Below are 21,488 nucleotides of genomic sequence, written 5' to 3'. Positions count from 1 at the left end.
AACGCTACCCGACTGCTTGCACAGGCCATTGGCTAATTTGTACGCCGACCATATCGTCCATACGAATAAGCTTTCCCGTCCCGAAGCGAACGCCGTTAGCAAAAATTATAACGGGATCAGAGAGATCAAAAGAATGTTTGAGCGCCGCTCCCGGACCTAAGTCGCGAAGGTGCTCGAGAGAAACGGCTATTGTGGCCAGGCGCACTTCAAGTGTCACTGGCAGCATTGCAAAGGTGTCGGCGAGCTCTGCTTGTTGGTTCTGAGCCATCTGATGCATAGAACCAGCAGTTTCATGCTCTATTAAGCTAGACATTGCAATTTGCTCCTCATTCTCCATGTTCACTTGCAACTCCTTTATCTTGGCTCCGCCGCTGGAAGCTATCAGCAGATGAAATTTACCAAAGCCAAAAATCTTTCCTGTCACGGGCATATCGCCGTTGACAATTTCCCCAATAATAACAACATCGCCAACGGCAAGTGCGCTAAACTCGGCGTTTGTGAAACGCGTTGGCAAAAAGCCAATATCCATGCGACAGGGAGGCAATGGTGCAGATCTTCGAAGGCGAAGTAACGCCGAGAAATCAATCTGTTGGCTTGCCAATGCGACGAAATCACAAATGACTGCAATTCTACCCTCGTGTTTGCCGACACCAATCTCTGCACACACACAATCTGTAGATGTGCTAAATGATCGTACCAGCGGGGCGGACCTGAGCTGCAACTTCTCAATCGCCATGTTCGGGAATACGATCTCACAAAAGCGCGTGATCGTGAGCACGATACGCCAATGTTCTGGCAAAGCCGCAGATGACTGCTCCCGCCATGCGGGAATTAGAGCATCACTGAGCGCATCAGTTATATTCCCGCTTATATGCACCAACACTGGCACTCCAACAATCAAAGCAAAGATCATTGCATCACGAGTGGTAAATTTAGCCTCATGCGTTGTCTCGATGGAGATTTGAACTTCTGGCCCAGGCAACAACGATTGGTTGATTGTATATTTCCAGTAATAGCGGCTAAAAAAATCCAGTATCTGCACTCCCGCATTACAAACAGGAGTCATCGAAAGCAGGTCATTCATGCATTGCTCGCTTTGCAACGGTGAAACCTACATATTCGTCCATCTTTTCCTCATCCTGACGCAGAAAACGCAGTCGTTCACCCTCAAGTATGCTAGCTAATACCTCTAGGCTCTTCTCGCGTTTTCTTTCAAATCGTAACAATGCATCTTTGTGTTGCTGATACAGCGTAGTCGCGTCTTCCACACTGCGGAGTGCTGCATTCACTTTATCGGCTAAATTTTTCCCGCGCTGTGTCGCTACCCTCATTATTTCGTCTACCCGCAACACATCATTAATGGTTACTGTCTTGTCCAGTAATGCATTCACAAGCCCTATTTCGAGCTCATGGATATCGATCAGAAAGGCCTTCCTTTGCGTCTCCAGTTGTTGATGCTCTTCACGCTGTGCGCGCAAGTTCTCCGCCGCCATTGCGACACGACTTCTTGCTCTGGTCGCTCGTTGTTCGCGGAGATATACAATATGACTAAAATCAACCACGGCCGACCACTTGCATTAGGCGTGTCGCTGTATCTTCAAAGTTGTCGTATTCGGCATTGCTTTGGCGGAGGAAATTATCAATCTCAGGCTTACGTTCAATCGCCTCGTCGGCAACTCTATCGTGACCGCTTTCATATTCACCGATACGTATGAGTAACTCAATTGCATCATACTTTGCTAACAGACCACGTAGCGCATTGATGGCAAGCACATGTGGTTTAGGGAGAATTTGCGTGACAAGACGACTTGCGCTCGCAACAATATCAATTGCTGGATAGTGGCCTGTGCTCGCGAGTTTACGAGACAAAATAATATGACCGTCCAGTAGCGATCTTACTTCATCGGCGATTGGCTCATCCATGTCGTCGCCCTCGACCAAAACTGTATAGAATGCCGTAATGGAGCCTACCTGACTTGTTCCTGCTCGTTCTAGCAAAATCGGAAGCTGTTCAAAAATAGAAGGAGGAAAACCGCGCCGCGCTGGTGGCTCACCAGCAGCAAGTCCGATTTGTCTCTGCGCACGAGCAAAGCGTGTCAGGCTGTCCATAATAAGCAGTACCTTTTCTCCACGATCCCTGAAATATTCAGCAATCGCTGTTGCGGTGTAAGCTGCTTTAATCTGCTCCATCGCGGGCCGATCGGACGTGGCAACGATTACGACCGATTTGGCCAAGCCTTGGATTCCAAGTTGGGTCTCTACGAACTCCCGCACCTCTCTGCCCCGCTCACCGATCAAAGCAATAACGCATCGATCATAAAGCGCATTGCGCACTAACAGCGATACGAGGGTGGATTTTCCACCGCCTGCAGCAGCAAAAATCCCCATTCTCTGGCCCTCACCGCATGTTAATACACCGTCGAGAGCCCTCACTCCGAGTGGGAATGGCCGCGTGATCGCCGGTCGTAAAAGGGGATGAGGTGGAGCCTGGTAGCATGGATAGCGTTGTACCAGCTGCAGTGGACTACGGCCATCAATCACGTTCCCGAAAGCATCAATGACCCTTCCTGTAAGCGCGGTACCAACGGCGACATCGAACGCCTGAGAAACAGGTTCAATCGTTGAATTATGAGAAACACCGATCACACGGTCATATGGACTAAGCAGCGCTTGCCCCCCATCAAATCCCACAACTTCAGCTAGTATGGATTCACGTGACGAACGAGAAATACGACAAACTTGACCAATCGAAAAGCTGCCCGCGGCTTTGACGAGCACGCCGGTACAACTGCTAACACGACCCTTGCTTCTCAAAGGGATATTAATGTTGCACTGACCGCTATCAACTGTGGTTTCGATGGAAAAATTGTCAGTCATTGGAAAAACGCGACGTTGAATCGTCGTAGAATGCACAGATCAGCCCATCGGCAATAATATCTAGGCTTGACTCTATAACCTCGTCTCCCGCGTAAAGGCGACATTCACTTGGCTGAAGATCTGTACCAATCTCTACATCGATTTTTGTGGAGGCATTGGACTTCTCGCGCCAGCTACAGATCGCACGTCTGGCAGGTTCAAAATTTTCTGGCGCAACATGCAACGTCAACCTCGGATTGATTGCGCGGACTGTCCGCATCGCCGTTTCCAAGGTTAGTTCCAATATCACTTGTCTTGGGATTTCGCTCAGCAGTCGACCAAGGCACTGTTGCAGCAATCCAAGAACCTGGGACTTTAGTGAGTCACGCATTCCATTAAAATAACGACTGACATCATCAAAGACAGCTCTTCCCTCTAATAGTCCTTGCTGCTGAGCATGCCGTCTTAAGTCATTAGCATCTTTTTCTGCTTGCTCGATGATTTCGTTAGCAGTGCGATGCGCTGTCTCAATAATATTTTCGGCGGAGAGAAGCTTATGAATGGTACAACAATCAATGATCTGCCCTCGTTGTAATGTTGGTAGTCCCCTAATCTGCTGCATGCTCACCCCGAACGGAAAGGGATATATCGATACCATGGAGACAATGTGCTTCGAATGCTAATCGATGTTCTTGGTTATCAGGGAACGGAGTTGGATTTAGATCTGCCGAGCAATTCAACTGAAAGCGTTCAAATATCCCTGACGGAAGGAGTCCAAGAATGAGATTAAAAACATGGTCAGCGAACAGACCGAGTGTCTCTATCGACACTTCTGATAACGTGAAAGTACGAGGTAAGCTGGGGAGCTTGCATTCTCTAATCAGTCTGAATGGCGCAGCAGTTCCACACCATTGTGCAAAAGCGAGAAGCTCTTCTCCATTTATCGACGCTCTAACAGCCTGCTGGTTGATAAGTAATGTTGTAATACGGGATACTTTTTTTAAGTCTTCTATTGAAGAACAAATTACATATTTGCATAGCTTACTTGTCGTTGTATCTTTCGTATCTGGAAGATCGCTCAAAAGACTATTTATCACATCGTCTATACTTGATTGAAGGAACCGACAATTCAGGAGCATATCTGCGAGTGTTATATCTGTAAGGCTTAGCAAACAGGCAAACCGGTCAGGAACTATATAATTTGACTGATGAAACAAGACAGTTTCTCCTCATTAAAAGAAGCTAACGAGATCATTGTGATCCGCCATTAAGAATAGAAATTATCTGTCGATTGTTCTGCGTCGCAAAAAGATACGCCATAGAACCGAAAATGCTACGCCGGCGGCAACACTGATTGCCAGTCCCGCCACGAGTATTAACGTAAACACCTTTGAAAGTTGTGCTTCTGGAACAGAAAACCCAGCAACCGTGACGACACGCTCAACTGGAAAAGAAGCTGGTTCAACGCGTGATACGACAACAGCCACTCTGTCATAACTCATATTCTCAATACTGTAAGATATGAGGGATTTAATCTGAGGTATAATTGCTGGATCGGTCAACTCAGGCTCGATAACCACCAAAACTGATGCGCTGGGAGGCGTCACCTCGGTGAATGGGTCTACTTTTCTAGGACTTGCTATATGGACTTCTGCCGATACTACTCCTGGCATCTCGGATATCGACTTAGCTAATTCCTGTGAACGCGCATAAACGAAACGTGCCCATTCCTGAAGCGGGTTGGAAATCAAACCAGTATCTTTAAAAAGCTCGCCAACATTGACATACTTAGGACGAGGCAGTTTGAGACTTTCAAGCAATTCCACTGCCTTCGCGAATTTTGATCGCTCAACAAATAGTTTAACAGTACCATCCTTCTGTGACTGCTTAGATGAGCCAATATTATGCTTCAGCAAGTTGCTCATCATTAAATTCGCTTCCCTTTCATCAAGGCCACGATTGAGTTCATCTTCACAGCCGGCCAAAATCACCAGTACTGCCATTAAAAAAAATAGCTTGGAGCGCAATGGACGCATCATTGTGACGAAAGAACTTGCTGTATTGCAGAAACCGATTTCGAGATTGCTTTCATGGCAAACTCAAAATTCATCTTACTTATGTTCATCGAAACTTTTTCACGTATGTTGGCTGCGCGTGCTTCATGAAGCGCTAAGACGTTGCGTTTTACTTCAGCCACATACTTCTGCTGCTCAGGTGACTGAGCCATTGCATCCAGTCTCCTGAACTCGCTGCGAAGGTGCTCGGGAAGGCTCATAAGCGCACTTGAATCATCCACACTATTACGGATGCTCCCGCTGATAGAAGTCTCTTGCTCCTTGAGGCTCGATATAAGCTTATTACGAACGTTTTCCCATCCCTGTGTAGCGGCTTGCGGAATATCGTTGAGAGATACTTGAATCAAACTCAAATGAAAGCTCCCTCTTCTGGAGCAGTCCTATGTTGACTTATAGGGGATAGCTGATCAGATATTTCTGCAAGTATCAACTCAATTGCACGCTTGGCTTCAGGCGATGAAATCAAACCTTGTTCAAAATAAGTGCGAGCTATGCTCTCTACACGGTGTAACTGCTTATCTTGTTGCAAAAGGTATAGGTAAAACGCCACGGCTTCATCGCGATTAACACGTGCGTCTAACGCTGATCCGTTCTCCAAGAATTCGATAGCAGCGCGCGTCTTCCCTATGGAATGCATATACATTGCCTCCAGCACCAGAACACCAGCATTGTCCGGACGTGCCATCTGAATGAGGCGGAGAATTTTGATAGCTTCTTCTCCATAGCCAGCGCAGACACCATAGGTTGCAATATTACCCAGTAGGAAAATATCATCATCATTTAACTGTGCCGTTGCAAAGTTCATAAAATACTCACTTTTTTAAACTCGCCGTGAAAATCAATCACCACGTAGTCAGACCTAACCTGCGCGAGTTTTACTCCAGTTGTAATGATTTCCCCCACTCTAACAATTCGATTGTCTGCTGTTACGACATAGGGGCGCTCTCCATTCCACAATGCGACAACGCCAAACTCAGCTGAAGTCAACTCTCTTCCTGCACTATTCTTGAAAGTCACTTCTCTAAGGCCAGGTATATCGGCGATTAGGTCACGCCGGAGTTTGTCTCTGTACTGTCGATTAATGCCGGAAAGTTTGATTATTCCTTTCTCAACACACACATCCAGTGAGAACCCTAAACTCGAAAGCACAGTCTCTGCGACACGCTTCAATTCTTGATCAGAATATACCAGTGCATCGATTGCAAATGGAAAGTTACTAATCTTGTAAATAACGTCAGCACGTTCACTCTGATGCGTTACATAGAGTTTAGCTCTCCATTTTCCCTTGCGCCATTGGAGCTCGAATGGCGAGAGGGATACATAACTGAACTCATCTAAAACATTCTGGCGAGATGAGATTCCTATAACATCTGATGCCTCAATGGCCGTGGGGATAGTAGGTGTGGCATAGTTCTCCCCAGATGAATTCACCCCACCGGAACTTTCCGATATCGACGACAATAGCCAGACACCCAAGAGAGTCAGCCCTGAGCAGCACATAAGTGTTGGCCATATCCTCGTTTTGGCCGGATCACGGCGTGCGAAACTTACGCCCGCATCCTGTCGTACGGATAGACCTGTTACATCGACTATCATCTGACCTATCCATAGTCGATCACCAACACATAAGACCCGATGTTCACCGCCCTTGAGGACAAAATCTTTTGCACCACCCGCAGATTCCACTCTTATCGACGCCTCTGGTGCTACTTCTACAACGACCTCGCTGCCGTTCACATTGAATGTGAAATGATGGGCCGCTACCATCGGATCTAACAAAACGATTGAACATGTGAGATCACTGCCGACTGTCGATATGCCATTCGCCAGATATACGTGTCGCCGTGGAAAATTGGGTAAGGAAAACCACGCCGATATCACGATGCACTCTCATCACTGTCCTGCGCTACGCCATCATTTGAGCTATCAACGATAAACTGATCAAACAATGAGAGCGCCGTATCTAAAGCGGCCAAAACACTCAAATAACCTTGACCATTCGGATCGTCTGTAGGATCGTTATTCATTTCGCGAATAAAAATACGACGGCGACATTCAAGATATTTGATGACCGCCACCTTTCCTCCACAGGCGACCGTCCTAACAATCTCGTCGAACGAAAAGCCGCTACCCGCAAAAAGAAGCGAGTCGAAACCCTTATCAGTCATAAACAATTCCCTCGTTGGGGCAAACCTAGAGCGGCAGATATATATACTCTAATAGAAAAAAGTTATTTTGGGCTATGATGGGTATCAACCCGGAGCAACTACTTAACCCCTTTCATTCAAGACAACACCTTACCGAGGCCTTAAATGGTCAATAGTTAAAATGGTGGCATGCGGGGAGGACATGGCTATTCATCGATCCACCTACGTCCATCATAAACTGTTGGAGTTTCGATAAACACTTTAATCAGCACTTTTTTACGGTTTGAACGAACGAAGTGCCGTCCGATCTAAAATTTAGAAGATGAGTACAATTCTGGCGTGACTCGGTGGATGTTCGATGGGGCTAGCTGATGACAATACTCAGGGATGAAATACTTATCAATTAGACGAAATTTTCCTCACACTCTCGAACAGCGCGCTTAACAATAAAGCGTTGTAATTGTTATACAAGGTCTAAAAATTGGTGACAAAAATAAAAAAATCGTCCCTTCTTTGTTTACCGACGCTAGGCATTTTATATCCTCACATTGTATTGGCCGCCGACTTCCCAGTCGCAGCATGGCTGTTGGCGAAAATCAACTTCAACATGTAACCGGAAAGCCAAATGAGTTTGAGACACATCAGCATCAAAAAAATGCGCGTCTTTGTGGCCGCAGTAGAAAGTGGGAGTTTTTCCATTGGGGCAAAAAATTGTCATGTTTCACAACCTGCGGCAGTCAGTATAATCAACGAAATCGAAAATGTTGCCGGAACTGAATTGTTTATTCGAAATGGCAAGGTTCGATCAGTAAAACTCAACACTAACGGGCAAGAGGTATACGATAAGCTTGTACGGGCATTGGCTCTCTATAATGACACCTTAGACTGTATATGTGGCTTGAGTAATGGCTGCAAAGAACAGCAGTTTCTCATACAGCCACCTTATTCAGAGCTTATCTCAACCAAATGGATACGAGCTTTTAACGAAACTTTTCCCGATATAGATTTATCAATTCGTGAAGCGCAGTGGCAAGAGATCCACAACGAGTTACAAAGCCAAAGAAGCTGCATTGCACTGATAGAGGGAACTAATCGGCCGAATAACCTCGATTATATATCCATATGTGCCAGCGAAATGGTGCTCGTTAACTACAACACGGAAAGCCTCAGTAATTCTGAAATGGAGTGGAGTGCTCTGCCGATGGATACAATCGTATATTCCGCTACTAGCCCGAATATCCAGTATCAAATTAAACAGAATCTCGAAGCTGTGGGAAAAAAATCGAGTCAATTCAGAAAAACCAACTCTGTTGGTATAGCTGCACGCCTATGTAAAGAGTTCCGTGTTCCACTGCTTTTGCCCCGTTTGATTGCGGATAATATGCAAAAAAAGACACCATCTATACAGATTATTCCTTTTTCGAGCGGTAAAGTACACCTTTGTTTAGGATTGGCAGCGCCGCATGGGTACAGGAAAAAGTTCGAAAGTATTGGACAATTGCTCAACACACGACATTAAGCGAAGCAAAATACAAGACGTGCATCACCAAATGTCCTAATGATCGGGAGGAAATCATGAACGAAGAACATAACTACAGATACACCAAATCTATGTTTGAACGAACCCTCGCGCCCCAGCAAGTGCTCGATGACAGTTTTGGAAGATTTCCTGATTACATGAACCTAATTGCAGATGTATTCTCGTTCGAACATCCTCCTTTAAAGACGATTATCACCAGATTTTGCGACAGCTCAAGCCTCCGCGCGGCGCTCGACCAAGCTGGGCAAACCATTACAAATTCCGATTTGCCTGAGCAGACGAAGACAGAAGTTCTGCAGCTGCTCCATGACGAACAGAACATGCTTTCATTTTCACAGGTCGCTAAAAGCAGTGTGATAAAAATTTGAAACTTGGGCTGGTCTTGCTGGAAGAGACGTCCATGAACATCCGTCGCCAGAAGCCCCAGCTGCGCATTGATGGCGGACTAAGAGCTCTTAGTTATTCCTCGCGCCACATAGTACACTCACACGTTCGAGATAATTTTTGGAAATTGGAACCTCACCAAACCGGGTGATTGCAACAAAACGATGTTCTGTTTTTTTTAAGGATATCATTTCCTCACCTTTGACCCAATAGGAGCGATGCACTTGAATTCCACCGCGCCCCCTGAGCTGTTTAATCACCTCAGAAAAGCGTTGTCGGATTTCCATCTGGGTTCCATTCGAAAGAGTTAGTCCAACATAGTTTCCTAAAGCGCGTGCAATAACCACTCGATCAAACAAGGCAGAGGAAATGCGCTCGTCATAGCCGGCTTCCCCAGATGTAGGTTTAGTAAGTTTAAAGATACATACAAATTGTTTGTGGTAGAAAACCCAATAGCAAATTGCCGTAATCGCTGTATGTTGCATTATGCAAAACCGCCACAGTTGCAAAGGCAACCAGCACAATGCCGAAGAGGTAAGATCAAAAAAATTAATCATCCCGAATGTGATTATCAAGATACCCACTACGAAACCAATAGATAACCGAACAGTCATTCTTCGCATGGCTGCGAGCAAAAACCCACACGCCACCACGAACCAAGCTATCACACTACAGAAGCAATAAACGATAAATCCGAACAACGTAAAAATTGTGGGCCAATTGGTAGGATTATAGCCACCGTAGAGTAATGCATGGCTGTCTGCAAAATATTCCATAGCCATCATTCCTCCCGATGCCAATATCAAGAGAACCGGTGTGAGTATAGAATAGGAGAACAGCCGCATAATTTGAAACACTAAGCGCGCCCGCACATGAAAAGTATCCAGTTTTCCAGATGCAGCTATCTTATAGACTGCCTGATAGCACGCCCACGCCTTAGCTCGTTTCATTGACAGATGTTCAATTATAATCTTGCTTTTTTCAAATTCATAAACGTCCACTTAAAATACTTTCTGAATAGGTTATGTCTTAAAAAATTTTAGTAGTTTAAAATCGTACTTATACGTGGATACAATTATGTTGCAATTTACGCAAAGGATTGAAAACGCAAATGCCTCGCGCTCGCTGAACGGCTCCAGCGAATGATCTAAGCCGCGTTAATTTCTGCAAGAGTATTTAAGCTGAAATAAATACTCAAAAGCACCTCGTTTCAGTTATTGGTACGCAGATAAAGTCGCGGCCCTGCTCAGTGATAGTTTTAAGATAGTGAATCTATCAGATTTCTATAAGCCAACAATGTTGATCTGATTTATTGATCAGTCCAAGCCATCTTCGCCAGCTAAATATGCTCTTCTCTATCAAAGTCGACTATTTCTATTTAACAGCTGGTCTAAGGGGAATAGATATTATAAATCAATGATATATATAGGCAATATTTCAGCTTGCTTTTGGCCCAGATTGAGGCTCATCTATTCGCAAAATCGATCATAGGGCATTTTAATAATCGACAAACATCCCATGCGGATCATGACAATCATTCACCTCACTCATCCATCAATACGCTCACAGGATATATCACTGTGCCTGGAAGAATTTCTTGGTAGGCTAATACAGGGATGAATATACCATTTTCATGCAGAACGCTGAACAGCAGAGGACGTACGTCTTGCTGCGTTATAATCACTGGATGTTTATTTCGTTGATAACTTTCACCAATTATTGACTTAATTCCCGTTTTCAAAAGCTCTGCAATCGAAGGCTCCAAAAGTAAAAAATTCCCCTCATCGGTTTTTCGTACACCATCGCGAAGATAACCTTCAATCGTCGGAGATGTCAGAATGACTGGTAAGAAACCATCCGGCGCAAATCTGTTGGTGAGAAAATCTGCAAGAGCAATCCGGATTTTCTGTGTGAGAAAAGATGGTTCCGGATTGTGGGAAGCCCAGGCAAGTGCCTCTTCCAGAATACGTACCAGACTGGTCAAAGGCAATCTTTCACGGCAGAAGTTTTTTATAATCACGCAAATCGTGTTTAGAGATAAGGCCTCTGTGACATCTGTCACTAAAACTTTATGATTAGGCCTTGTTCGGTTTAGGAGATCACTGACATTCTCCAATGATGCGAATCGAACGGCGTTCTCAGCAATTGCTACTTTGATATGGCGCAGCATGAGTTCAGTGGCATTCCAATAAGGAATGCCCTCATGTTTCAATATAGGTACGAAGGAATCAGCGACGACTGCGCCTTCGCGTGCGCCGTAATGAGATTTACAAACTATATCAAGTGTTTGAAGATAACTCGGATTAGCTTTGACAAACACTGAGCTACCGATGAATTCACCTCGAACGAGAAACTCTTGGTTAATCGATATTTTGTAGTCATTTTGAGCAGACTCGTCGATCTCGAATCGCCAGAAACCTGTTGGAAGCCCAAGCTCTTGAGCCACAGATGTTCGTATGCTGTCGAACGTCGCCGCAAACGCTATAGCATCAGTAGATTTTATGGTCGGCGGCAAAGTAAGCATAAGGGTTTCCAGTCGGCCTGTGCGCTGTTGGATTTCATCACACGTCTTTGCGTTTACTTTCTGGATTTTAAGCCAATCCGTAGACGCAAGATTAGCCAATTGATTGCTCGAACGTAAATGCCATTGACTTCCCGCTAGAATTGCTCCGCCAACAATGGCAAATAGCAGGAAAGGAAAACCAGGAATAAATCCAAATGCAATAATAGTAAGCGCGGCTACCGATAACGTACGAGGGTTTTGTGTGATTTGTTCGCTTATTTCAAACCCTAGATCTACGCCACGATGGTCCGCAACGCGGGTCACCATGTTACCGGCAGCAACCGAAATTAGCAGCGCAGGGATTTGCGCAACGAGACCGTCACCAACTGTCATCAGCGAATAGAGTTTCAATGCTTCGCTAAAAGGCATATCGCGTTGAAGCATACCAATGGCAATACCGCCGACTAGGTTGATGATGGTTATAACAAGGCCAGCAATCGCGTCTCCTTTTACGAATTTGAGTGCACCATCCATAGAGCCAAAGAGTTTAGCCTCCTTTTCTAACCTGCGTCGTGCTTCTAAAGCATCAAGATAGTCAAGGCTCCCCGCGCGCACATCAGCATCGACACTCATCTGCTTCCCGGGCATTCCGTCTAAGGTGAAACGAGCACCTACCTCCGCAACGCGGTCCGCACCTTTGGTAATTACAAGAAACTGAACAATTGTTATTATGAGAAAGATTACCAGCCCTACAATCAAATTGCCGCTGATGACCACATCACCAAAAGTTTCAACAATCTGGCCAGCACTGCCCTGTGTCAAAATCAATCTCGTCGTGGAGATGGAAATTGAGAGACGAAACAATGTCGTAAGCAGAAGCAATGACGGAAAGGTCGAAAAGTGCACAGGTGCAGATAGCTGCAATGAGACTACTAAGATTACGATTGATAGACTTATATTTATGGTAATGAAAAAGTCCATCAGAATGTCAGGCAGTGGTAGGATCATCATCAAGATGATCACTGCAAAAGCCAATACAAGCCCAATACCGCGACTTTTCCTGAAATTTTCAATATGGAATGAGAGTTTCACGATGCCACTTATCTATAAGGATGGGAGAAGCCTTTTGTCTTCAGTCGCCTGGAGAGGAGGCATTTGGATTTGTCCATCTGGCTCTGCCTGTCCACGTAAAATCGTGGTTGTTACCCGGTCAGCTTTCTCGAAAACAATCAAAGCCTTTTTGATTTTCTCGACATAGCTGAGAGGACCTTTAACGAGCAGCATTTTACTGCTGGGGTCATAGCGGTGGATAAATTTGCCTTCTAGCAGACCTATGTGAGAAAGCGCGCTGAGAACATTGCCGGTATTTGGCTGTTTAAACGAAAATAGCTCCGTTGCTTGATCATCCGACAATGAAAAAAATAGTGAAGAATCATCGAGATACCAAACAAGGCGGTACCATGCGGAAAGGTAATTCAGAAAAGATTGCCGTGTCCAGCGCACATCTTTAGGCAAAGAGACAGGGGTGTCGAGTTTTCCGGAAATTTTAACTGACATGCCAATGTTTTTTCCAAAGTATCTCAAAACATCTGCGAGGCTTTGATCATGGCTTGTATATTCATATGGACTCGTGGCCTGCGGAAGCGGCCTCGCGTACAAATGAGCGTCACAAAAAGCAAAAGAACAAAAAAATACACTTACGGCTAAAATGCAGGAGCGCAATTGAATTTTTATCATATATTCGGTTTAATACAAAAAGCCGGGCTGCCCATATAAGCGAATTTGCGATACATCTCCTTTACAGCAACGCGATGCCTTCAGAGTTAAAAGCTCTTCGAGTTGGCTTTTACCTTTAGCTAAAACTTTTGCAGGAACAACTGCCTCGCCGAAATGCGGTGTAACAACCACAATAAGATCACGCTGTGTTATTAATGTCCTGTCCGAGCCAAACAGAAGGCGAGCAAGCTTTGCCCCGAACAGGGCTGCTGGCTGATCTACCTCGGCCATTGTATCGATGCGGGATAGCGAGGCAATGGCATATGCCTGGCCACTTTCGAGTTCAATAGTAGTTCCCAGCCGCCTCGTCGACAAAGTGGGAGGCACTTCGTTATTTTTGCCACTTGCAGCTGGAATAATACTGGAAATGACCGAGTTTATTACGAGAGAGACGCGCTCATTATCCATTAGCGTCGGTTGGAAGTCCAACGAAAGCCCAACAGCTTTATAGTCGGTTCCCACTGTCTGGCGACCGCCTGTCTCGGAAAGCATCATTTTAGGGAGTGCAATCTCGTTGCCGATAGTCAAAGTGGCCTTTGAGCCGTTGAGCGCCGATAAGTCAGATTGAGATGCAACAGTTGCTACGCCTTGATCAAGAAGAAGGTTCAATATCTGCGTAAGACGTTTACCCTCCGAACCGGAGATGCCCGTCGACTTTGTGTCATCAGAAGCAGAAAGTGCACTCCAATCAATTCCATAATTCGCAAGGCGGTCCTGTGCCACCTCGATGAATTGCACTTTCAGTGTCACGGCCCTACCATCCAACGGTTTGAGTTCGTCGATAATACGAACGTTCGGAAGCATGGACTGGACGGTTACCACAGCAGCCTGATGATCAGGTTCGCTTGCGACTTGCCCCCGTAACAGCACACTTCCCTTCGCGGCATCTACTGTAATCCGCGCATTCGGCAACCGGCTTGAAAGTGCTGCTCTCACGCCGGCAAGGTTCTCACTTACAATTAGATTGTAGCTGAACAATTTTCTTCCAGCCACGTCAACACCGATAAGCGTTGTTTCGCCGACTGACTTTCCGAGAACAAAAATGGCATTTTCTGGGGATTTTGTCACATCCGCGATTGTTGTGTCAGCGACAAAAACAGCTTCTACATTTTGGAAACCCTCCACATAGATACCTTTGCCGACTTCAATTGCCATGCGGTCCGCAGCATCTGCTATGCTGGGCAATGCTGCGAAGCTGAGCATTATAATTGCAGTCAGTAACCTAAGAAATGGAATGTACTTAATGTGAAAGGCCATTACAAAACAACCGCCATCTGATTCTGAACGAGATGTCTTTCAAGATAATCCATGCGCTCCCAAGAGGGGTGGTGCAAAACAGTAACGACGGTTAAAAACGCCTTGAGGCAGGCTCGCGAACCGGCTTCGGTGCAGTTGAGTTGAGACGATGTAAGCATAAAACGATCATGTGCATTTTTAATACTTATACGGGGCCGATGTTCTGACGCACCATCGTTTGACGTTTCTATATGTTGGACCTGTTTGTTTTGGCTTAGTTTCTCAAGATGACCTTTTCGCATAAACGCAGGACCTTTTTCGTCCTGCTGTTCAAACTCTTCCGCAATATCAGGTCGGCGCACGTCCGAAACATCAGCTGCGCGTCGGTCGCTTTGTCCAACTGCAATATACTCCGATAGATCGCCGTCATAAGCTTCATCCAGCAACGCGGAATAGGATGTCACATCCACATCATTTGACAATGGCGAAACAGTCGCTCCGGGGGAAGCGGCTCTTGCGATCTTCTCATGATAGTTATCATAATCCGTCTGACGTGACTGGACGGAAACTTTATTGACAGCTTCACTCATTAGACAATCCCAAAGGTCAGATATTTTTGTAGATTTTTCTGTCCATCAGATTTGTCACTGAGAACAATTGCAATACGACTTTTTAAATAATGTAGGTTAGCGGATAACGCAGGTGCTTTAGCAACAACGCTAGATGCTTCTTGTATTTGACCTGTTAAAAGCAAAGCGTAAGCGTAATTCTCGTAATGACGAGTCTCTTCGGGAAACAAGGCGACGGATGCCGCCCCATAAGAAAGAGCCTTCCGGTGAAAATTAGCCCGCAAACTGAGAGAGCTAAGCAAATAAAAAATATCTGGTAATAATCCGGTCATGAATTAATCCCCAAGGTACGAACGCGATCACCAGACCGTATATATTAAAGTAACTGTTCAACCCATCGACTGCTGAATTCTCGATATCAGATTAAATTTTCCAGCGAGCGCGCTCATCAGACGTTTTGAATGATCATTGGCAATGGCGCGCTCGACTTCGTAGCCCGCAACATTCATGCGATGCGTAGTTAGTCGAGCACTTAGTTGACGGTCCAATGCGCGAGTTTTTTGCAACTGAGCTAAAGTAAAAGCTCTGGCCTGATGCTGCAGTCCAAGATCTACTCCGGGGGTAGTCGGCATACCACCCTGCAACGCTTCTATTATCATACTTACCTCGTCACAGACTGGTATCTTGCTGGAATTTTACCTGGTGTTTAGGTCAAAGCAGTGCGGAATATAACGTCACGCAGATGCACCACTATCAAGCTTTTGTGTAGCTTCTTTAAGCAGTGACATGGAGTCAGCCTGCATCTCATTAGAGCGTTTCGTGTGATCATTCGTAATAGCACGCTGGCTCTCATAGCTCATGCCTAGCATTTTTTGTTGATGCTCTTGCGCGCTATTTTGCGACGACATCATGTGGCTTTGCATCATCTGTTCTAAATGCTGTTGCTTTTGCTGATTCATCATCGTGATAATTGCGGGGTCCATCGTTCTTCCTTTCAAAGATTAAATGCAAAATGGAGCGTTTTGAAGAACCATGTGATTACGCGGCGTAAGGAGTACGGTTAGAGCCGCCACAGTTCCAGTTCAAGCTCTGCGCAATCAGTTCTAGCGGGCGACGGACCTCAGTTTGACGACCATCACTCGAAACGGCTGACTTCATGTTGTTATGAGAGCAGTTTTGCTGAAAAATTTCGGCCTGTCTCTGGCCAAAATTTACTATTTGCGCAGCGTTTAAGCCTAACTTAGAATCGCTTTTCAACGCATCCAAAAGACTTTTATTGTCTTGAGCATTTTTCTTCTGCTGCTTTTCAAATTCCTGCATGAACTTCTCATGACGTTCCGCAGCCTGCTTCTCTGACTGTTTCATCATGCTAAGTGCGGAAATATTCTGAGTTAAAGATACAATCTGCTGAACAAGGCCTGACAAAATCATAAGTGGGAACATTCTGTATCCTTCTATTATCATTGAGTTTAATACGGCACCGTAATGCATTTTTTGATCTATTATTTTATTATATGAAAATAGTTTTTATTAATAAGAGACTCATTAGGCTATTGCATCATTATGAGAAGCTAACAAACGCTCTTGAAGCCTTTAGGCCCGGTTCAATTTATAGCAGTACAGCCGATTTTTTGTTCGCAGTCGGTCGTTTGTTGCAAAAATAAAAGACATAGCGGCGCGGAAAAATAATGGTAGTTGCGGAAACTGTTCATGTGTCTCGGCGACTTTGATAGCCGTGTCACTGCCCGGCCAACGCCTTTTTTCTCCAGCAAACTTAAACCGAACAAACCATATCTTCGGTCGGATTACATCTTCAACAATAGCTCCTGCACCAGCAGCACCATTCTTGTGTCTTTTAGAAAAGAGCTTAACGTAGATGGGAGGAATTAAACTATCGCTGTGAAGAAAGGCACTAATTTCACTCCCCCACTATGCGCAGTGCGGGAAGCATCCGTTGCTACAACTGTTGGTGACGGATTTACTAGAAAGATACATACTGGTCTCCCTGCGGCTTTTTTTGAAATTAGATTAGCCAGTGGCCTAATCATTCGCGTAATCAGTGGTCGAGCCACTTACATCTGGCAGCGATGTCCGGGCCATGTACGACGCTCAGTTCAGGCAAAGAGCAGTCCATGACAGCGAGGGACATGACGCTAAGGGAGATATTTTATAGCTCTTCTTTTCGTCCGATGAGGACTACACAAACTGATAGAACCTTGCGTAATAGACAAAAATAGCATGGCGATTGGCTTCAAAGTATTTCATTTTTCCGTCTGCTCTGGGAAATCATGACTTAATGTATTATAAATAATTATCAAGCAACGTGGTTTCGCTGAACTGTACTTCATGCGCAGCAGCTGTCAAAGCGGGTTACAGACGCTTAAGCTGTGAACACTTGGCTCATTATCTAGCAACTATTTTTCCAAAAAGTTATTAAAAACAACGGCGTCTCTGAAAATATTATCATTGATAAAAGCACATTCAATCGGCGTGGAGTAAAGGCTCAAAACATTTTTAAAATAGTTTGCACAACAAGATCATAGTTTCATTAGGTCGATCCCAAACATACATTGGGTGCTAACACATCTAATTTAACTCCAACCACAATTGCGGGCATTAGATTGGTTCACATAATACTTAAAACCATTTCGTAAATTACAATGGTTCGCATACGATTCGCTTACTGATCTCGCAGCATAATAAGTCCTAACATTAGATTGCTTTAACCATCTGAATAGCTGTGAAAACAGCTAGGAAATCTGCACCGTAGCCTTCACCACACTCATGGGTAAACTCGTCATAATGGCGATCGCTCGGCTAAAGAACGAGTGAATGCGCCTCAATGAAACGGCTACGTCCTGTTATAAAGGAGAAGCTTAAGGCCAGCGTTTTCTGCTTCGAGTTCAGCCAGTTCTTCATCTGTAACCGGTTCATCCACAGCTTTCGGCTTTTGTTTGCGGGAGCGCTTCAGAGGCAGCGTGTTAGCATCATAAATTGTCGAATGCTTAGCTGTTGCCTGCTCAAGCTTCAATAGCGACGTGGCATCTGAAGGTGTCTGAACCACCAACTCTTCTGAACGACTTTTTTGCTCAGTTTGAACGAGCTCCTCGCTTTGAGCATCGGTACGCTTTTTCTTTTGAACCTTACTACTACTCCGCTTCGGGCCGCCTTTATTAGGCTTCCTCTCATTATTGAGGGCTGTACCCTGTCCGGCAGGCTTTTCATCGAACAGCATTTGCGCTGCCTCACGAACAGACAACTTCGTCTCAGGTTTATCTGTAGTTTCATTCGCTGGCTGCACTACGGGTGGCGGACTGTCAAACCTATGTGGTTGGTCACCATTCATTGCGACATTTGTGGCGCCTGTTATCGGCTCGGCTTTTTTAGGCGCAACCATGCCTGTCTGATAGAAATTTCTGCCAACATCCTTTATCGGCAGGCCTTCATCTGGCAGATTATCACGCTGCAGAGAATTGGTTTGCAAGGTTTTTACAGCAGCGGGCGTTTCATCTTCCAACACATCTTCTTTGTACGACTCCGACTTAAACAGACGTTCAACGATACGAGTCCCCATGATTTCATCGCTAACCAACCTCCGTGTGCGCACAAGAAAAGTTTAATATAGAGCTGTTTCACAACACCAGCGCGGACTAAATGATATTAAGCTGATAACATTCATGATCAGAAATCAAAACTATTTTGATACATAATCGAAAGATCAACGGCAGTCTGCGCGAACCGTGAGTTGTTACGGCAATGTCACTTTTTCTGTCCCGTACGTTTCTCAACCTGCTTGAGCATCACCGCCAAATGTCTATTTTCCGAAACCAGCCATACTATCAGTTCGCGCTTTAAAGAAGCATTCTCAATTTCGAGAGCAGACAATTCATTTATGATATCCGCATCTCTGGTAGGAAATGTTGCCGCCTCGTGTTGCGGTGATAGAGTTGCTTGTGCCTTTCGCCGGACAGGCCGCCTATTCTGTCTTCCGACAACGTCTTCGGCGACCTGCGGTTTTTGGACCGCATCAGAAGTAGTTACCGGCTTCTTAAACTTCACGGCGACGGCGGCAGATGCAGCAGGTTCCGCTTGAACAATCTCCAACCTCTCGGGAGATGCAATTGGTGACAACTCGCCTGAAGCTGTGTCTTCTACTACGTTTACAAACGCCTCAGCAGCATCCGAGCCTGCGCGGACATTAGTAGAGGATTGCTGCATACTAGTCTCGACGTCACGAATGATAGTATTTAAATCTAGCTCTCCCCAAATGGATACACTTGCCTTGCGAGAGCGTTTATTCTTATATTCGACAACAACATTTCGGAGTGGTTTTTTCACTATGATATACAATCCTAATAAAGATAAAAGGAGTTCACAAGTTTTTGCGACTAATTATAGGTTCTGCGCCTCGTTTTACAAATTCTGATAATTGGTTCAATTTGCGACTATAACTTGTCAATCAGATTGATTTTTATGATAGTTATGCGATTGATGTTGTTCTTACAATTAACACAGACCCGTATATTATTCCACAGAACAATTCCCGATTTAAACAACGGAGAAACACTACATGGCCAATGACACAACCACCGATACAAACGTAACTGAAGCTCAGAGTGCTGAGCTTGTCAACGATACATCAAAGGCACGCCCAAAGCAGAAAAAGCCAGCGTCAAAAACAAAAGTAACAGAACCTGCTTCTGCTTCGACAGCAGCCAAGGGTGCGGCCAAACCCGCTAAAGTACCTGAAAAGAGTGCAGCGGTTGAAACAAAGCCTGCAAAAAACAAACGTAACAAATACACACCCGCCCAGCGTGCATCTATCCTTGCCTCTATTGAAAAAGCAACAAAAGGCGGGACAATAACGCTTAAGACTGCATTGCAGCAAGCTGAAGTGAGTGAGCAAACCTATTATAACTGGAAAAATGCCGCCGCTAAAACATCCCCTGCGCCCTCAACCAAGTCTCCAAGTGACGATCTCACGACGCTGGTAGCTCTTGAAGCAGAAAACATTAAGCTGCGCAAAGAGCTTGCCGAGAAGCTGCGTGCTGAGAATGCGGAATTACGTAAGCGTCTCGGTAAAATCTAAAACTGTCTCACTTACAATCAACAATAATGCAACATCGAAGCGGGTGAATTTCCATAAGTTAGTCATCTGCTTCACCCTTGCAAAAATACGGTAGAGTAAAGCGCTAATCACCGATGGAACACTCCAAAATGGACACAAGCTCCCCACTTTGGCAGAGCTCGGCGACACACTTGGCGTCAGTCGAACTGTTATTCGCGAAGCAATAGCAGCCTTACGCTCAGACAGACTGCTAGAGACCAAACATGGAGTGGGCATCTTTGTTCGCGATCAGGGCAAAACCAATGACGCAAAGAGTGAAGCATCTACCATTCTGGAGCCGCTCGGTCTTTTATCCCTACCCTTTATGGACCTACTTGAATTGCGAATGGCATTTGAGGTTCATGCGGCAGGACTGGCCGCACAGCGCAGATCCTGGGCGCAGGAAGCCAAAATGTGGGAAGCTCTCAAACAATTCGAAACCTCGCAGGATGACGAAGCGGCGCTGGATGAACTCGATTTTGTTTTCCATCGCTGCATAGCGGAAGCAACGAACAACCTCGCTTTTATCGAGTTTTTCAGCGTAATGAGCATGAAAATGCTGCCGCAGCCCGCTTTCTCACGCAATTTCAACCTGGCTCTGATCACGCCGGAATATATACAAAACACAGTTGTAGAGCACCGCGCTATTTGTGAAGCGATCAGCGCACGCGATGCAGTGCAAGCCCGCGAAGCCATGCAGAGTCATCTCACTCGCAACCATCAGCGTTATCGAGGTTTTTCAGGGAGTATGGGTTCACCGTTGAGCAACATTATGGAATCTTAATATTGACTTGAATCTTAATTTTGCTCTCGTAAATTGAATTGCAGGTGAAAGTGGCATAGTCGATCTGGTAAGCTGTTTAGAGTGGCGTTGCGCCACAATGATCGTCAGTCACTTTGGGTGACGGTTGGTACAATTAATATGCTCCAGCCCCTACCCGTGCGCAAAATAGCGTCGTTGGATCCCATATCGCGGTGCCAGGGTTACAGAAGCGGCTTGTCTGCAGGCAGTTATTGGATCACAAAGATGGATCTGTGATCCGCTGTCATCCAACAAAAAATCATCGCAGACAGGCATCGTTATGCATAAACCCAAGCCGCCAAAGTCGCGCTTCTCGATGGCCTCACAGCTTAACAATCTAAGCTAGAGCGCGTCCACTTTACTCGGGGTCATCTCCGCAGGATTTGAAGTAGTTGGCACATTCTTGTGGTTCAAACAGCGTGACGATCTGGCCGACAGTATTCCATAAGCCCTCGACGGTTCGCTCGGCTTTGGCGCGCAAGACGGCCTTGAG

Annotated in this window: 25 protein-coding genes and 1 pseudogene; 4 read left to right on the top strand and 22 right to left on the bottom strand. The window is 45.5% G+C overall.

What is annotated here, in order from left to right; translation table 11 throughout:
- Nucleotides 1-4 precede the first annotated feature (4 nt).
- From H5024_RS18660 to H5024_RS18615, 10 genes are all read right to left on the bottom strand, one after another.
- Nucleotides 5-1,084, bottom strand: a complete 1,080-nt coding sequence (locus H5024_RS18660) for a FliM/FliN family flagellar motor switch protein (protein WP_187548729.1) — start codon at nt 1,082-1,084, stop codon at nt 5-7.
- Entirely contained in the window at nt 1,077-1,562 is a 486-nt protein-coding gene (locus H5024_RS18655; RefSeq protein WP_187548728.1) for a hypothetical protein, read from the bottom strand. Before H5024_RS18655 ends, H5024_RS18660 begins: the two co-directional genes overlap by 8 nt.
- Entirely contained in the window at nt 1,555-2,877 is a 1,323-nt protein-coding gene (locus H5024_RS18650; RefSeq protein ID WP_187548727.1) for a FliI/YscN family ATPase, read from the bottom strand. The genes H5024_RS18655 and H5024_RS18650 overlap by 8 nt, the downstream gene beginning before the upstream one ends.
- Nucleotides 2,870-3,478, bottom strand: a complete 609-nt coding sequence (locus H5024_RS18645) for a hypothetical protein (protein WP_187548726.1) — start codon at nt 3,476-3,478, stop codon at nt 2,870-2,872. Before H5024_RS18645 ends, H5024_RS18650 begins: the two co-directional genes overlap by 8 nt.
- Nucleotides 3,465-4,073: a hypothetical protein gene (locus tag H5024_RS18640; RefSeq protein ID WP_187548725.1), complete on the bottom strand. Its 609-nt coding sequence runs from the start codon at nt 4,071-4,073 to the stop codon at nt 3,465-3,467. The genes H5024_RS18645 and H5024_RS18640 overlap by 14 nt, the downstream gene beginning before the upstream one ends.
- Before the next feature lie 63 nt (nt 4,074-4,136).
- On the bottom strand, nt 4,137-4,895 hold the full coding sequence (gene sctJ, locus H5024_RS18635; RefSeq protein ID WP_187548724.1) for a type III secretion inner membrane ring lipoprotein SctJ: 759 nt from the start codon (nt 4,893-4,895) through the stop codon (nt 4,137-4,139).
- The gene (locus H5024_RS18630; protein WP_187548723.1) at nt 4,892-5,284 is read right to left on the bottom strand and encodes a hypothetical protein; all 393 of its coding nucleotides are present in this window, start codon (nt 5,282-5,284) and stop codon (nt 4,892-4,894) included. The genes sctJ and H5024_RS18630 overlap by 4 nt, the downstream gene beginning before the upstream one ends.
- Nucleotides 5,281-5,736: a hypothetical protein gene (locus H5024_RS18625; protein WP_187548722.1), complete on the bottom strand. Its 456-nt coding sequence runs from the start codon at nt 5,734-5,736 to the stop codon at nt 5,281-5,283. Before H5024_RS18625 ends, H5024_RS18630 begins: the two co-directional genes overlap by 4 nt.
- Complete coding sequence (locus H5024_RS18620) at nt 5,733-6,698, bottom strand: hypothetical protein (RefSeq protein WP_187548721.1); 966 nt, start codon at nt 6,696-6,698, stop codon at nt 5,733-5,735. Before H5024_RS18620 ends, H5024_RS18625 begins: the two co-directional genes overlap by 4 nt.
- 110 nt (nt 6,699-6,808) lie before the next feature.
- A complete protein-coding gene (locus H5024_RS18615) occupies nt 6,809-7,099 on the bottom strand; it encodes a hypothetical protein (RefSeq protein WP_187548720.1) in 291 nt (96 codons plus the stop codon).
- A gap of 604 nt (nt 7,100-7,703) precedes the next feature.
- On the opposite strand from H5024_RS18615, the gene H5024_RS18610 reads away from it, so the two are divergent.
- Entirely contained in the window at nt 7,704-8,597 is an 894-nt protein-coding gene (locus H5024_RS18610; RefSeq protein WP_187548719.1) for a LysR family transcriptional regulator, read from the top strand.
- A gap of 56 nt (nt 8,598-8,653) precedes the next feature.
- The gene (locus H5024_RS18605; protein ID WP_187548718.1) at nt 8,654-8,986 is read left to right on the top strand and encodes a hypothetical protein; all 333 of its coding nucleotides are present in this window, start codon (nt 8,654-8,656) and stop codon (nt 8,984-8,986) included.
- An 87-nt stretch (nt 8,987-9,073) separates the two neighbouring features.
- Here the strand turns inward: H5024_RS18605 and H5024_RS21645 are convergent, their stop codons facing one another.
- From H5024_RS21645 to H5024_RS18550, 11 genes are all read right to left on the bottom strand, one after another.
- Nucleotides 9,074-10,003, bottom strand: a complete 930-nt coding sequence (locus H5024_RS21645; RefSeq protein ID WP_187548717.1) for a LytTR family DNA-binding domain-containing protein — start codon at nt 10,001-10,003, stop codon at nt 9,074-9,076.
- A 542-nt stretch (nt 10,004-10,545) separates the two neighbouring features.
- Complete coding sequence (locus H5024_RS18595) at nt 10,546-12,597, bottom strand: flagellar biosynthesis protein FlhA (RefSeq protein WP_187548716.1); 2,052 nt, start codon at nt 12,595-12,597, stop codon at nt 10,546-10,548.
- 12 nt (nt 12,598-12,609) lie between these two features.
- The gene (locus tag H5024_RS18590) at nt 12,610-13,062 is read right to left on the bottom strand and encodes a hypothetical protein (protein ID WP_187548715.1); all 453 of its coding nucleotides are present in this window, start codon (nt 13,060-13,062) and stop codon (nt 12,610-12,612) included.
- Between the two features lie 189 nt (nt 13,063-13,251).
- The gene (locus H5024_RS18585) at nt 13,252-14,484 is read right to left on the bottom strand and encodes a pilus assembly protein N-terminal domain-containing protein (protein WP_187548714.1); all 1,233 of its coding nucleotides are present in this window, start codon (nt 14,482-14,484) and stop codon (nt 13,252-13,254) included.
- A 53-nt stretch (nt 14,485-14,537) separates the two neighbouring features.
- Nucleotides 14,538-15,107: a hypothetical protein gene (locus H5024_RS18580; RefSeq protein WP_187548713.1), complete on the bottom strand. Its 570-nt coding sequence runs from the start codon at nt 15,105-15,107 to the stop codon at nt 14,538-14,540.
- Nucleotides 15,107-15,418, bottom strand: a complete 312-nt coding sequence (locus tag H5024_RS18575) for a hypothetical protein (protein WP_187548712.1) — start codon at nt 15,416-15,418, stop codon at nt 15,107-15,109. Before H5024_RS18575 ends, H5024_RS18580 begins: the two co-directional genes overlap by 1 nt.
- Before the next feature lie 57 nt (nt 15,419-15,475).
- A complete protein-coding gene (locus tag H5024_RS18570; protein ID WP_187548711.1) occupies nt 15,476-15,745 on the bottom strand; it encodes a hypothetical protein in 270 nt (89 codons plus the stop codon).
- A gap of 75 nt (nt 15,746-15,820) precedes the next feature.
- Complete coding sequence (locus H5024_RS18565) at nt 15,821-16,069, bottom strand: hypothetical protein (protein ID WP_187548710.1); 249 nt, start codon at nt 16,067-16,069, stop codon at nt 15,821-15,823.
- A gap of 55 nt (nt 16,070-16,124) precedes the next feature.
- A complete protein-coding gene (locus H5024_RS18560) occupies nt 16,125-16,529 on the bottom strand; it encodes a hypothetical protein (protein ID WP_187548709.1) in 405 nt (134 codons plus the stop codon).
- Between the two features lie 1,408 nt (nt 16,530-17,937).
- On the bottom strand, nt 17,938-18,678 hold the full coding sequence (locus H5024_RS18555; protein WP_187548708.1) for a hypothetical protein: 741 nt from the start codon (nt 18,676-18,678) through the stop codon (nt 17,938-17,940).
- 167 nt (nt 18,679-18,845) lie between these two features.
- A complete protein-coding gene (locus H5024_RS18550; RefSeq protein WP_187548707.1) occupies nt 18,846-19,424 on the bottom strand; it encodes a hypothetical protein in 579 nt (192 codons plus the stop codon).
- Between the two features lie 232 nt (nt 19,425-19,656).
- On the opposite strand from H5024_RS18550, the gene H5024_RS18545 reads away from it, so the two are divergent.
- On the top strand, nt 19,657-20,175 hold the full coding sequence (locus tag H5024_RS18545; protein ID WP_187548706.1) for a transposase: 519 nt from the start codon (nt 19,657-19,659) through the stop codon (nt 20,173-20,175).
- Nucleotides 20,176-20,281: 106 nt separating this feature from the next.
- Nucleotides 20,282-20,977 carry a FadR/GntR family transcriptional regulator gene (locus H5024_RS18540; RefSeq protein WP_348770729.1) on the top strand — a complete coding sequence of 232 codons (696 nt, stop codon included), beginning with the start codon at nt 20,282-20,284 and terminating at the stop codon, nt 20,975-20,977.
- A gap of 376 nt (nt 20,978-21,353) precedes the next feature.
- On the opposite strand, the pseudogene H5024_RS18535 reads toward H5024_RS18540, so the two are convergent.
- Nucleotides 21,354-21,488 (bottom strand): annotated as a pseudogene (locus tag H5024_RS18535) (IS630 family transposase); the annotation flags it as partial.

This window comes from Ochrobactrum sp. Marseille-Q0166, from assembly GCF_014397025.1.
GTDB lineage: Bacteria > Pseudomonadota > Alphaproteobacteria > Rhizobiales > Rhizobiaceae > Brucella.
The sequence above is the reverse complement of the archived record's forward strand: the minus strand, read 5'-3'. Positions and strand labels throughout refer to the sequence as shown.

Bases quoted from the DNA above. Each gene is read 5' to 3' on its own strand.
- H5024_RS18545 (WP_187548706.1), top strand. From the start codon at position 19,657: ATGGCCAATGACACAACCACCGATACAAACGTAACTGAAGCTCAGAGT.
- H5024_RS18620 (WP_187548721.1), bottom strand. From the start codon at position 6,698: ATGGTAGCGGCCCATCATTTCACATTCAATGTGAACGGCAGCGAGGTC.
- H5024_RS18580 (WP_187548713.1), bottom strand. From the start codon at position 15,107: ATGAGTGAAGCTGTCAATAAAGTTTCCGTCCAGTCACGTCAGACGGAT.
- H5024_RS18650 (WP_187548727.1), bottom strand. From the start codon at position 2,877: ATGACTGACAATTTTTCCATCGAAACCACAGTTGATAGCGGTCAGTGC.
- H5024_RS18605 (WP_187548718.1), top strand. From the start codon at position 8,654: ATGAACGAAGAACATAACTACAGATACACCAAATCTATGTTTGAACGA.
- sctJ (WP_187548724.1), bottom strand. From the start codon at position 4,895: ATGATGCGTCCATTGCGCTCCAAGCTATTTTTTTTAATGGCAGTACTG.
- H5024_RS18645 (WP_187548726.1), bottom strand. From the start codon at position 3,478: ATGCAGCAGATTAGGGGACTACCAACATTACAACGAGGGCAGATCATT.
- H5024_RS18570 (WP_187548711.1), bottom strand. From the start codon at position 15,745: ATGATAATAGAAGCGTTGCAGGGTGGTATGCCGACTACCCCCGGAGTA.
- H5024_RS18585 (WP_187548714.1), bottom strand. From the start codon at position 14,484: ATGCTCAGCTTCGCAGCATTGCCCAGCATAGCAGATGCTGCGGACCGC.
- H5024_RS18615 (WP_187548720.1), bottom strand. From the start codon at position 7,099: ATGACTGATAAGGGTTTCGACTCGCTTCTTTTTGCGGGTAGCGGCTTT.
- H5024_RS18560 (WP_187548709.1), bottom strand. From the start codon at position 16,529: ATGTTCCCACTTATGATTTTGTCAGGCCTTGTTCAGCAGATTGTATCT.
- H5024_RS18590 (WP_187548715.1), bottom strand. From the start codon at position 13,062: ATGTCAGTTAAAATTTCCGGAAAACTCGACACCCCTGTCTCTTTGCCT.
- H5024_RS18565 (WP_187548710.1), bottom strand. From the start codon at position 16,069: ATGGACCCCGCAATTATCACGATGATGAATCAGCAAAAGCAACAGCAT.
- H5024_RS18610 (WP_187548719.1), top strand. From the start codon at position 7,704: ATGAGTTTGAGACACATCAGCATCAAAAAAATGCGCGTCTTTGTGGCC.
- H5024_RS18575 (WP_187548712.1), bottom strand. From the start codon at position 15,418: ATGACCGGATTATTACCAGATATTTTTTATTTGCTTAGCTCTCTCAGT.
- H5024_RS18660 (WP_187548729.1), bottom strand. From the start codon at position 1,084: ATGAATGACCTGCTTTCGATGACTCCTGTTTGTAATGCGGGAGTGCAG.
- H5024_RS18625 (WP_187548722.1), bottom strand. From the start codon at position 5,736: ATGAACTTTGCAACGGCACAGTTAAATGATGATGATATTTTCCTACTG.